The organism is Listeria grandensis (assembly GCF_014322885.1).
Lineage (GTDB): Bacteria > Bacillota > Bacilli > Lactobacillales > Listeriaceae > Listeria_A > Listeria_A grandensis.
This window is the reverse complement of sequence record NZ_JAASUG010000006.1, coordinates 206010-217782: the sequence shown is the minus strand read 5'-3', so window position 1 is coordinate 217782 and position 11773 is coordinate 206010. Positions and strand designations below refer to the sequence as shown.

General features: G+C 38.6%; 19 protein-coding genes and 1 other annotated feature. All 19 genes read left to right on the top strand.

Annotated elements, in window-relative coordinates; genetic code table 11:
• The 19 genes from HCJ54_RS10185 (at position 1) to HCJ54_RS10095 (ending at position 11756) form a co-directional block, all read left to right on the top strand.
• Positions 1-399 (top strand): Mini-ribonuclease 3, encoded by a 399-nt coding sequence (locus HCJ54_RS10185; RefSeq protein WP_036068057.1) that lies wholly within the window; start codon positions 1-3, stop codon positions 397-399.
• A 15-nt stretch (positions 400-414) separates the two neighbouring features.
• Positions 415-1164, top strand: a complete 750-nt coding sequence (gene rlmB / locus HCJ54_RS10180; protein ID WP_187137542.1) for a 23S rRNA (guanosine(2251)-2'-O)-methyltransferase RlmB — start codon at positions 415-417, stop codon at positions 1162-1164.
• Positions 1165-1166: 2 nt separating this feature from the next.
• Positions 1167-1679, top strand: a complete 513-nt coding sequence (locus tag HCJ54_RS10175; RefSeq protein WP_185409864.1) for an NYN domain-containing protein — start codon at positions 1167-1169, stop codon at positions 1677-1679.
• Between the two features lie 87 nt (positions 1680-1766).
• Complete coding sequence (locus tag HCJ54_RS10170) at positions 1767-2387, top strand: RNA polymerase factor sigma-70 (RefSeq protein ID WP_260451602.1); 621 nt, start codon at positions 1767-1769, stop codon at positions 2385-2387.
• Positions 2388-2664: 277 nt separating this feature from the next.
• Positions 2665-2814, top strand: coding sequence for a 50S ribosomal protein L33 (gene rpmG / locus HCJ54_RS10165; protein ID WP_077912854.1), 150 nt, complete (start codon positions 2665-2667; stop codon positions 2812-2814).
• Positions 2815-2833: 19 nt separating this feature from the next.
• Positions 2834-3013, top strand: a complete 180-nt coding sequence (gene secE, locus HCJ54_RS10160) for a preprotein translocase subunit SecE (protein ID WP_036068051.1) — start codon at positions 2834-2836, stop codon at positions 3011-3013.
• A gap of 155 nt (positions 3014-3168) precedes the next feature.
• Positions 3169-3702 carry a transcription termination/antitermination protein NusG gene (nusG, locus tag HCJ54_RS10155; protein WP_036068049.1) on the top strand — a complete coding sequence of 178 codons (534 nt, stop codon included), beginning with the start codon at positions 3169-3171 and terminating at the stop codon, positions 3700-3702.
• Positions 3703-3762: 60 nt separating this feature from the next.
• Positions 3763-4245, top strand: a complete 483-nt coding sequence (locus HCJ54_RS10150) for an Imm63 family immunity protein (RefSeq protein ID WP_187137541.1) — start codon at positions 3763-3765, stop codon at positions 4243-4245.
• A 128-nt stretch (positions 4246-4373) separates the two neighbouring features.
• Positions 4374-4799 (top strand): 50S ribosomal protein L11, encoded by a 426-nt coding sequence (gene rplK, locus HCJ54_RS10145; protein WP_036071367.1) that lies wholly within the window; start codon positions 4374-4376, stop codon positions 4797-4799.
• Between the two features lie 176 nt (positions 4800-4975).
• Positions 4976-5665 (top strand): 50S ribosomal protein L1, encoded by a 690-nt coding sequence (gene rplA, locus HCJ54_RS10140; protein WP_187137540.1) that lies wholly within the window; start codon positions 4976-4978, stop codon positions 5663-5665.
• Positions 5666-5727: 62 nt separating this feature from the next.
• Positions 5728-5871, top strand: a sequence feature (ribosomal protein L10 leader region).
• Between the two features lie 50 nt (positions 5872-5921).
• Positions 5922-6422 (top strand): 50S ribosomal protein L10, encoded by a 501-nt coding sequence (rplJ, locus tag HCJ54_RS10135; protein WP_185409867.1) that lies wholly within the window; start codon positions 5922-5924, stop codon positions 6420-6422.
• A gap of 78 nt (positions 6423-6500) precedes the next feature.
• Positions 6501-6869: a 50S ribosomal protein L7/L12 gene (rplL, locus tag HCJ54_RS10130; RefSeq protein ID WP_036094389.1), complete on the top strand. Its 369-nt coding sequence runs from the start codon at positions 6501-6503 to the stop codon at positions 6867-6869.
• A gap of 234 nt (positions 6870-7103) precedes the next feature.
• On the top strand, positions 7104-7712 hold the full coding sequence (locus HCJ54_RS10125; protein WP_187137539.1) for a methyltransferase: 609 nt from the start codon (positions 7104-7106) through the stop codon (positions 7710-7712).
• Positions 7713-7915: 203 nt separating this feature from the next.
• Positions 7916-8320, top strand: coding sequence for a hypothetical protein (locus tag HCJ54_RS10120; protein WP_187137538.1), 405 nt, complete (start codon positions 7916-7918; stop codon positions 8318-8320).
• Between the two features lie 52 nt (positions 8321-8372).
• A complete protein-coding gene (locus tag HCJ54_RS10115) occupies positions 8373-9173 on the top strand; it encodes a hypothetical protein (RefSeq protein WP_187137537.1) in 801 nt (266 codons plus the stop codon).
• Positions 9160-9858, top strand: a complete 699-nt coding sequence (locus HCJ54_RS10110; protein WP_185525638.1) for a hypothetical protein — start codon at positions 9160-9162, stop codon at positions 9856-9858. Before HCJ54_RS10115 ends, HCJ54_RS10110 begins: the two co-directional genes overlap by 14 nt.
• The gene (locus HCJ54_RS10105; protein WP_187137536.1) at positions 9848-10567 is read left to right on the top strand and encodes a hypothetical protein; all 720 of its coding nucleotides are present in this window, start codon (positions 9848-9850) and stop codon (positions 10565-10567) included. Before HCJ54_RS10110 ends, HCJ54_RS10105 begins: the two co-directional genes overlap by 11 nt.
• Before the next feature lie 20 nt (positions 10568-10587).
• Entirely contained in the window at positions 10588-11238 is a 651-nt protein-coding gene (locus HCJ54_RS10100; protein WP_187137535.1) for an ATP-binding cassette domain-containing protein, read from the top strand.
• Complete coding sequence (locus HCJ54_RS10095) at positions 11235-11756, top strand: hypothetical protein (protein ID WP_185409874.1); 522 nt, start codon at positions 11235-11237, stop codon at positions 11754-11756. Before HCJ54_RS10100 ends, HCJ54_RS10095 begins: the two co-directional genes overlap by 4 nt.
• Positions 11757-11773 lie beyond the last annotated feature (17 nt).

Here is an 11773-nt window from a genome sequence, read left to right as displayed (position 1 = left end):
ATGGCGATTGTGAAAGATTACAAACAGCTGAACGGTTTGGCGCTGGCTTATATGGGAGACTCGATTTATGAACGCCATATCAGAGAGTTACTTTTATCTGAAGGCAAGACAAAACCGAATCATTTGCATAAAACGGCGACGCAATACGTTTCTGCAAAAGCGCAGGCCTATATATTGCAGGCGATGTATGCGAAGGAATTTTTGACGGAGGAAGAGGACCGGATTGCGAAACGTGGTCGGAATGCAAAGTCAAATAGTGTGCCGAAAAACACGGATTTACAGACATATAATTTGTCATCGGCTTTTGAAGCGGTGATTGGCTATTTATATTTGGGTGGCGAAACGGAGCGTTTGAACGAGTGGCTAGATTTGGCAACGGAGATTATTAAAGCGAAATAAGGAGGCGACGATAAAATGGAGCAAAGTCAGGAATGGATCGCTGGGCGAAATCCAGTGAGTGAAGTATTAAAATCAGAGCGCGACATTCATAAAATTCTCATTGCGGAAGGCTCGCAAAAGGGAAGCATGCAGCAAATTATTGGTGCGGCAAAGGAACGGAAAATACAGGTGCAAATCGTGCCGAAATCAAAGATCGATAAGCTGGTGGAAGGCTCACATCAAGGTGTTGCAGCACAAGTTGCGGCATATCAATACGCGGAGTTAGATGATCTTTTCGCAAAAGCGGAAGAACGTGAGGAAATGCCCTTTTTCATGATTTTGGATGAATTGGAAGATCCGCATAACTTAGGCTCGATTATGCGTACGGCGGATGCGGTCGGGGCGCACGGGATTATTATTCCGAAACGCCGTGCAGTAGGTTTGACGCAAACGGTTGCCAAGGCTTCGACGGGGGCGATAGAACATATTCCGGTTGTGCGTGTGACGAATATTAGCCGTACAATGGAAGATTTACAGAAGCGTGGCTTGTGGATTTTTGGTACGGATGCAAGTGGGAGTAACGATTACCGAACGATGGATGCGAATATGCCACTTGCGCTAGTGATTGGTAGCGAGGGCTTTGGGATGAGCCGCCTTGTTCGTGAAAAATGTGATTTTCTTGTACACTTACCAATGCGTGGTGCGGTAACGTCGCTAAATGCGTCAGTTGCAGCGAGTGTATTGATGTACGAGATTTATCGCAAACGTTTGCCTCTTGGTGAATAGCGATGAATCGTGTGCTGCTAGTCGATGGTTATAATGTGATCGGGGCATGGCCGGAACTAGCACGCTTGAAGGCTGGGGATCTAGAGTCGGCGCGCAATCAACTAGTGGAGTGGATGGCAGAATACCAGAGTTACACTGGCTACCGAGTGGTTGTCGTGTTCGATGCTCAATACGTCCGAGCCAAAGAGCGCAAATATAAGAAGAATAAAGTCGAAATCGTATTTACAAAAGAAGACGAGACCGCAGATGAATATATTGAGCAGAAAGCGATCGAGTACAAAAATGTCAAAACGCAAGTCATGGTAGCGACAAGTGATTACACAGAACAGTGGGCGATTTTCGGACAAGGTGCGTTGCGAATCTCGGCACGGGAGCTAGTTTTCGAAATTAAGGAAATGACCCATCAGATCACCCGTAAAGTGAAGGAAATCCAAGAAAAACAACCTAAAACAGGCCTAAATATCGATTTTGAGACAATTCAGGCGCTAGAAAAGCTACGAAGAGGCCCAAAATAGTCATTGACGAGCGCTGTTAAACCCTTGTATAATGGGATTTACAGAGGGAATACGAGGCTTGATGAAGGAGGCTTTTTGAAGGTTCCGTTGAAAACAAATGACAGTAAACAAGCAGAGATGAAAATGTTGCAGTTAGCGAGATCAGGCGATACTTTGGCCATTGAACATTTTTTTAAGGCATATCAATCTATCATTTATTGGAAAGCGACACAGTATTTTTTACAAGGTGCAGAGCGTGATGATTTGGTTCAAGAAGGTATGATAGGTTTATTTAAAGCGATTCGAGATTATAAAGAGGAGCGAGAAGCCTCATTTCGATCTTTTGCAGAGATTTGCATTAACCGACAAATTTTATCGGCAGTAAAGCGTTCGATGCGACAGAAGAATTATGCACTCAATACATCTGTTTCCATTGATACACCTATAGATGATGAGGATGCGATTGATTGGACGTTGCTTGACGTGATCTCTGAGAAAGAGGCGATGACACCAGAAGATTTCTTAATTCAAAACGAGAATCTGGCAAGTGTCGCACATAAATTAGAAGAGGTGACAAGTGAGTTTGAGCGCGAGGTTCTACATCAATATTTAGAAGGTAAGACCTATCAAGAAATGGCCATACATTTCAATAAAAAAGAAAAAGCGATTGACAACGCGATCCAGCGGGTAAAGAAAAAAATGATGAAGCAAGTGAACGAGTCTTTGTAATTTTGATACAGGGTGAATATCCTGATTTTCACAAACCGAGCAAGAGCATGTGTATTCTGCCGGTTTGGTGGTTACTTTTTGGCTGGGAGTTGCAATCTTTGTGTTGCCTAGCTCTGCTGAGGGTTGTACTGCCCCGCCTAACACGAGGTTAACCGTTAAGCTCTGCTTTTCGTTCTTGACTCGAATCGCCATCTAATGGTATATTATTATAGATGTAAAGTGTTGAATGGAGAATTTGGCGCTAAAAGCATAGAAATAAGCGGAGTTGATTGTGATTATGAAGAAAAAGACGTCACTTGCCTGTTCAGAATGTGGATCACGAAACTATTCCGTAGGTGTGGGTGGAACAGCGCGAACTGAACGGCTAGAAGTGAAGAAATTTTGCAGACACTGTAATAAGCATACACTTCATCGCGAAACAAAATAGTGGATTTGGAGGTTATAACATGTCAGCAATTTCAAGGTTTTTCCGTAATGTAAAGTCTGAAATGGGTAAAGTTACATGGCCAACTGGAAAAGAGCTAAGAACGTATACTATTACTGTAATCATTGCCGTAGCTTGTATGGCTGTGTTCTTTATGGTTGTGGACTTTTTGATCGAAATGCTTATTCAGTTTATGCTATAATACTAGGTTTTTTTAACAAAGAATGCTATAATACAATTATTGAGATAGAACCCGACATTTTTTCGGGTTTTTTATTTTGGGTAAGTTTTTTTACTATCTAAAATTAATTATCAAAAGGAGGATGACCCCAATTTGGTGGCGGTCAAAGCAAAAAAATGGAAAAAAGTTGGTATGTTGTGCACACCTATTCCGGTTATGAAAATAAAGTCAAAGCAAACCTTGAGAAACGTGTAGAATCAATGGGGATGTCAGACAAAATTTTCCGTGTTATGGTTCCTGAAGAGGAAGAAACAGAAGTGAAGAATGGTAAAACAAAAACATTGAAGCGTAAAGTTTTCCCAGGTTACGTATTGGTTGAAATCATCATGACCGATGATTCTTGGTACGTCGTCCGTAATACGCCAGGTGTTACAGGGTTTGTTGGTTCTGCGGGTGCAGGGTCGAAGCCAACCGCATTACTTCCAGAAGAAGCGGACAGAATTCTGAAGAGTATGGGCTTAAATGAGCGCCGTCAAGAAGCTGACTTTGAGTTGGGTGAAACGGTGATGGTGAAAGAAGGGCCATTTGCGGAGTTCTCTGGTAAAGTAGAGGAAATCGATAATGATAAGGCAAAAGCGAAAGTTATGGTCAACATGTTCGGCCGCGAAACGCCAGTGGAAGTTGATTTTGATCAAATTGAACGAATCTAAATAATCATGAAGGGCTTGGGATCTAACATCCGGGTCCTTTATTTTGTGGGAGGGCTCTTCATGGCGACCAACGAATACGCAGGGTACATCTACCTTCAACTAAAAAGCATTGCATCGCTCTACGATATCGATTTCCATCTATACCTCGAAAGTTCTGGCGGTTTCGGTGAGCTTTGTATGGATTGGGACGAGTTGAATGGCTACGCACTGTATGGCGATGAACGTGGCGAAAAACACAGCTTGTTTACGACGCATGAATTCGATGAGTTTAAATATGAGGTTTTTCTCCAGCTCTGTTTTCGAATGGGTTTGGAATATGAGATGAAACACCGAAGTCTGGATTATCTCCGTAAAGATGAAGATGATCTTGAGGGGGATACTAGAAAAATAGCTTTTGAAGAAACGATCCGGTTGCTCACAACGATGAGTGCTGATTGGGCAGAACGAGCGGCTGAGCAGTACACAAAATATCTCAATATGTGGCGAAGGACGAAGAATGTGCAGTACGATTTTGAGACAAGTACTTTTCGGACGGTAGACTAACAAAAAAATCTTGCAATCACACGCGCTTAGTGTTATTCTATATGAGGTACAATTTGTGCTGTTTTAACGTGGGAGGGGAAATGATTAACCCCATTAAACCACATCACGGACTTAAGGAGGTGTGTCTCGTGGCTAAAAAAGTAATCAAAGAGGTAAAATTGCAAATTCCAGCAGGTAAAGCTAATCCAGCTCCACCAGTTGGTCCAGCACTAGGTCAAGCGGGTGTTAACATTATGGGATTCTGTAAGGAATTCAATGCGCGCACAAGCGATCAAGCTGGTCTAATTATTCCTGTTGTGATTTCTGTGTATGAAGATCGTTCTTTCACATTCATCACTAAAACTCCGCCAGCAGCAGTCTTGCTTAAAAAAGCAGCTAAAGTTGAAAAAGGATCAGGTGAACCAAACCGTAATAAAGTTGCGGTTGTGAAACGTGCTCAAGTACAAGAAATCGCTGAACTAAAAATGCCAGATCTAAACGCTGCAAATGTTGAATCTGCAATGCGTATGGTTGAAGGTACTGCGCGCAGCATGGGTATTACGATCGAAGACTAATACCAATCATGTATTACGCGTATCAGGAATAAGAAAAAGAACAACTGAACGAAGCGGGTCGAACCGTTTATCATATTAGAGTAATACGTTCATCTTTTCTTATTTCAAATCAGATGTCATATCTGGTTTACGTGGGAGGAAATTCCGATATAACCACAGAATAGGAGGAAAAAAGAATGGCTAAGAAAGGTAAAAAGTATCAAGATGCTGTCAAGCTAATCGATGCTGACAAAGCTTATTCCGTTGAAGAAGCTGTCGAACTTGCTCAAAAAGCAGACTTCGCTAAATTCGATGCAACTGTTGAAGTAGCATTTCGTTTAGGCGTTGACCCTAAAAAAGCAGATCAACAAATCCGCGGCGCTGTTGTACTTCCGAATGGAACAGGTAAAACACAACGCGTATTAGTATTTGCAAAAGGCGAGAAAGCAAAAGAAGCTGAGGCTGCTGGCGCTGACTTCGTTGGAGAAGGAGACTACGTAACTAAGATTAACCAAGGTTGGTTTGATTTTGACGTTATCGTAGCAACACCTGATATGATGGGTGAAGTTGGTAAACTAGGCCGTGTCTTAGGACCAAAAGGTTTAATGCCAAACCCTAAAACAGGAACAGTAACTATGGACGTAACAAAAGCCGTAAACGAAATCAAAGCTGGTAAAGTAGAATACCGCGTTGACAAGTCTGGTAATGTCCATACTGCGATTGGTAAAGTATCATTTGATGCTGCCAAGCTTGTTGAGAACTTCCGTACAATTAACGATGTTCTTCAAAAAGCAAAACCTGCTGCGGCTAAGGGAGTATATGTAAAAAACGTAAGCGTTACAACTACATTTGGTCCTGGTGTTAAAGTAGATCCATCTTCATTCTAAGTTAAAACTTAGATATGAGCTTGACGGCGCTATTCTATTTTGGTAGAATAACAAAGTCGAAACAAAACAGAATATCCTAACCGTAGACAGCAGGCGCGTCTTGTACGCTTAATTTTGCCCGCCGAGGATTTTGAAAGTTAGTTCCATTGTGAATCTGACTTGTGAACCCCTCACGTCTACGGTGTGAGGGGTTTCTTATATGCTCTAAAGTCGTTTTTTCGGCTTAGAACAATCATGATGGAGGTGGAAAATAAAGATGAGTACAATTTTAGAATTGAAACAAGGTGCTGTTGCTGAAATCACTACGAAATTCAAAGACAGTGCTTCTACAGTAATCGTTGACTATCGCGGTTTAACAGTTGCTGAAATTACCGAATTACGTAAACAATTGCGTGAAGCTGGTATTGATTTTAAAGTATACAAGAACTCGTTAATGCGTCGTGCTGCTGAAGCTGCTGGCTTGGAAGGCTTGAACGAAGTATTGACAGGTCCTAGCGCTATTGCTTTCAGTAATGAAGACGTTGTTGCTCCTGCTAAAATCATTAATGAATTTGCGGAGAAACACGAAGCATTAGAAATTAAAGCTGGTATCATCGAAGGTAAAGTATCTTCAGTTGAAGATGTTAAAGCTCTTGCTTCTCTACCATCACGCGAAGGCTTACTATCTATGCTGCTTAGCGTACTTCAAGCTCCAGTTCGTAACTTGGCACTTGCAACAAAAGCTGTTGCAACTCAAAAAGAAGAACAAGGCGCGTAAGTTTTACCTGGTGAATTTTCACCAACAACCAATATCGGCTTAGACCGAAAAATTATATTATAATGGAGGAATTTCAAAATGGCTTTAAACATTGAAGAAATCATTGCTTCCGTAAAAGAAGCAACTGTATTAGAATTAAACGATTTAGTAAAAGCAATCGAAGAAGAATTTGGCGTAACTGCTGCTGCTCCTGTAGCTGCTGGTGCTGCTGTTGGTGGCGCTGCTGCCGCTGAACAAACTGAATTCACAGTAGAACTAGCTTCTGCTGGAGATCAAAAAATCAAAGTTATCAAAGTGGTTCGTGAAATCACTGGTCTTGGCTTGAAAGAAGCTAAAGAAGTTGTAGATAACGCTCCTAAAGCTCTTAAAGAAGGCGTAACTAAAGAAGAAGCAGACGAAATCGTTGCTAAGCTTGAAGAAGTTGGCGCTAACGTAGCTGTTAAATAAAAACGAAACGTTGAACGTGCCCGTCAGCTTCGAAAAAATTTGTTAGGGGCAATGAATGAATGTTCATTTCATTCACAACTCATATTGAGGTTTTAAGGAATCATAAATCACTTCCTAAGAACCACAACAAATTTCCGAGAAGCTGGCACGCGAAACTAGACAAGAAGAGCACCAAATTAGCCTTATGCTGATGTGGCGCTCTTCTTTTTTATACATAGAAAGGTAGTGGGAAATGTGAGCAATAAACATTATTATACGAAAAATAGTGACTTAGATCATAACCGTAAAACGTGGGATTTCGAACTGCGCGGAGCTTCCATCAAATTTATCAGTGATGCGGGTGTTTTCTCAAAGACGACGGTTGATTTTGGTTCCCGACTTCTGATTGAAAGTTTTGAAGCGAGTAATCCATCAGGGAAAATACTGGACGTTGGTTGCGGCTATGGTCCGATTGGTCTAGCCCTTGCGAAAAGTTATCCTGAGGCGCAAGTGGATATGATTGATGTGAACGACCGCGCGCTGGAACTATCTGCGGAAAATGCAGCGAATAACGGGTTGGCGAATGTGCGTGTTTTTGAGAGTTCTGTATACGACGGTGTGACGGATCGTGATTATACGGATATTATTAGTAACCCACCAATTCGCGCGGGTAAAAAGATAGTGCACGAGATTCTGACTGGCAGCTTTGAACGATTAGAAACTGGTGGAGGTCTTTGGATTGTGATTCAGAAAAAACAAGGTGGCCCTTCTGCTGCGGCGAAAATGGAAGAGGTTTTCGGGAATGTGGAAGTCGTTGCGAAGGATAAGGGATATTTTATTTATCGGAGTATGAAAGAATACTGATTTTAGTATTGGAATAATTAATTTGGTTATTATCTGGATAAATAGATAGTAACTTTTTTATTTTAATGTAGATAAATAGTGGGTTTAAGTTAAAAGTATCATTAAATGGATTAATTTCGGAATTTAATAGGAATATATAGTTATATGTGATAGAATTATTAAGAGAGGTCATACAAATAATTTACACAAGGAGATGTTTCGAGGTGAATAAATTTAGAAAAGTGAATAAAAAAATGGTTGTAGTTTTACTTATTGGGATATTATTTATTAGTATGAGTGCACCAGCAACTAAGGCCTTTGCTTACACAGTTAAGTGGTCAAATGAATACAGATTTTACAGTCCAAATGATAGGACTCCTTCCGCTACTAAATGGACTAAGTCATATGTATATATGAGTACGAGTAGTATAACATCTGGATTTCGCTTTAATTCCTGGGTAATGGCAAAAGGAAAGCAAAGCGGACCATCCAGAACTGTTGATGGACCTGGCGTAACAAAATATGTGAATTATGCAGTTGAGGATCATGGAACAGGCGTAGGTACATATATTGCGTCTAAACGTTTTGCTAATGGATCAGCATCAGGCACTTGGCAACCAGATAAATAAACTGATTATCTAACAATTAGTATGATCTCTTAATAAAAATAGGAGAAAAAATATGCATAAATTCTGGTTAGAGAGGATTAAAGGGAAGAATCTATTCATCTTTATAGGCATATCTATCCTTTTAATCTGTTTACAATTTTTTTCGGGTGCATGGAAAACAATGCAATTTGTGAATTCGGACACAATCGATATTACCCCATATACTCAGTGGTTAGGTTCTAGTATCGAAACAAATATGGGGATGCTATTCTATTTTGTATTACCCTTATTAGCATCGCTTGGTGGTGCCACTATTTATAACGAAGACAAGAAGCAAGGGTACTTTTATTTGATCTATTCGAAAATAACTATAAAGCGATATTTCACAACATTAATAACTATTGTATTCTGCTTGTCGTTTTTGATTACCAGTTTGGTATTAATATTAAATTTAATATTAAATTTCATGGTATTACCTGCGTATAATCCTGTCGAAGCATTGGATGTAGGACTGAATTTTACATATGGAAATACGTTATTTCCGAGTTTTTATTACAGTCATCCTTTGGTATACACAGGAATGTATATTATATTATCAGCGCTTTTTAGTGGCCTTTTCGCTATTGTGACGTTGACTATTTCGCTTTATGTCGAGAAGTTTTTTGTAGTAGTTAGCTCGGTTTTTTTAGTTCAGCTAGTGTTGATGGTTATTGGCTTTATGACGAATATTGCAATTTCCCCAGCACACTTCTTGATGGAGCGAGGCGATATTGCTAGTGTATCGTTTGTATATATCCTATTATTTTATATCTTGAGTTTAGTTGCTACATTAGTTTTTTATGTAATTGGGGTTAAAAAAAATGTCATTAAATAATTATTTTAAAGTGTTATGTATGAAAGTATCATATCCAATGTATTCTGTAGTAGCCACGTTATGTTATCTAGGGACGTTAGGGATGATGCTTGCCTATCGGGAATTCGTAGCGGAGGGTGCTATTACTAATGGTGAAATATTATTTTTGGAGTTACAGGATGTTATTTATATTAGCTTTCTGTTCATACCATTTCTGTTATTCCTGTTTGTTATAGCTAATTCTGGGGATAGTAAAATATTTGTGTTTTTATTTGGTGATATGAAAAAGTATTTCCAATATAAAATGATGCATGTAGGATTAGCTTCTGCCTATGTAGCTGTATTATCGGCATTATGTGGTTTTATAGTTTTGAAAAGTGCGTGGGAATATCAAATACTGTTCGTAACTATTTTATTCTTACTCAGTTTCCAGATACTAGTTCTTTTTTTACTGCTCAAAAGCTTTATGAATAGTAATGTTCTATCAGTTCTGATTATCATAGGGCTATCGTTTGTTGAGGATCAATTGAATGTATATAAGAATGCCGCTTTTTATTTTTATAAAGTATGGTTCACCCCAGGGCACCCCATCTATGTAGGGGATATTGTTGGACATGTGTTTTTTTTAATAGGATGTATCTTAGTAACCAGTGTGATTCTGTATGTTCAGTTTGTTAACAAACGGGTGATTCAATATGAAAAATAATATTCGTGTGTATAATTATGTTATATATTCGTTCTATGGACAGATGAAAAACAGAATACTAATATCTTTGTTGGTTCTACTTACTGTGATAGGGGTGCAATTTGTTAATAATATCTGGTTTGAGCAGGCATTAGTAAACATATATGCAGGAGTTAGTTTTGAAGAAGCCAAAGAGGGTGTATTTACTTTTCCTGTTATTTGGTTGTTTGTTCAAATATTACCTTTTTACATGTTAGGCAACTCCTTCAGCTGGACCATAGCTAAGGCGGATATCAATGTTATTGGTAGGTTGAAGCAGGTTTCTAAAAATTATTTATGGCTGGTTAAATTTTCCGTGATAGTAACTTTTTGCATGGGCTATTCGGTACTTATGTTTCTTGTTATGAATGTTATTGAGCTTGGCAAATTGTTTAATGCTTATGGTGTTGAAAAGATAACTGCGATGATGTTGGTACTGATATTTATGGTCACTATTTTTTGCTGGTTAGACTATTATTTTTCCAGTAGCATAGCATTTTTGGTCATTGCTATTTTTTATGGAGTGACAGTTTATATTAAAACGCCTTACTTTTTTTTGAGCGTGGCGATGGGATCAAGATATGATATATATTATGCTGAACTAGGAAGTTTTTTAATTTTAATAGAGGTAGTTCTGCTAATTATTTCATATTTTTATGGGAAATGGATGTATCGAAAAGTTGAATATTGATATAGAATACGAGGTGCAAGATGATTAAAGTAAAAAACGTATCTAAAGTTTATAGAAATAAAAAAGTGTTAAATGACATTAGCTTTTGCATTGACGAACCAGGAGTATATGGGTTTAAGGGGAGGAATGGGTCTGGAAAAACCTTGTTATTTAAGGCGTTATTAGGCCTTATAACGTTGACTGAAGGGTCAGTTGATGTACATGGAAAAATTATTGGGAAGGATATTTCATTTCCTGAAGAAACGGGTTTTTTAATTGAATACCCAAGCTTCTTGCCCAATCACACGGGTTTCAAGAATTTGGAGATTTTAGCTAGTATTAATAACTCATGTACGGAAGAAGAAATAAAGAACGTTTTAGAAGAGGTAGGGTTGGATTCTAATAACAAAGATAAAGTTAAGAAATATTCATTAGGGATGAAGCAACGACTTGGTTTAGCTCAATCTATAATGGAAAATCCAGAAATATTAATATGGGATGAACCAACTAATGCGCTAGATGAAGCAGGCGTGGAATTTCTGCAAGAAAAAATTATAGATTTCAAAAATAAAGGAAAGACAATTTTGGTATCTAGCCATGATTCAGAGTTTTTAAGGGAAATTTGTCAGAAAATATTTATTTTAGATAATGGGAAGTTAATTGATAGCTTTAATGTGGGTGAAAATGCATGAATAAAAAGAGATGGATGCTCTGTATAGGGATTACGCTAGTGAGTTTAGTGGCTGTGGTATTTACAGTCTCTCAAATTAAGCATGTGAACGCCGATAAGATTTCGATCGAAAAGGTGCGATTAGAGCAAGGAACGGTTTTAAGTATAGAGAAGTTAAATTATACATTTGGAAATGTACAAAAAAATATAGTGAATGATGAGCTAAATCAAAAAATGATTGAGTATCGAGTTCCTGTTGAGATTAAGAACACTGGTACAAAGGAAATGGAGGTTCCATTGACTGATTTTGTTGCACTGTACAGTAATTATAAGAGTGGTTTATACAGTGTTTTTGTAGAACAAGAACAAGCAATGACTGAGTTAGTAGTTGATGGGAATGAAGTGAAAAAAGGAGACCTTGTTTTTATGGTGTATATTGATAAATATATAGAAGGCAATGATAATTTCCGATTGTATTTTTCAAATAATGCAGGAGATACGATATTTCGTTATGAGATAGGACTAGAGTTTAACAATTAATTAATTTTGGAGGCATC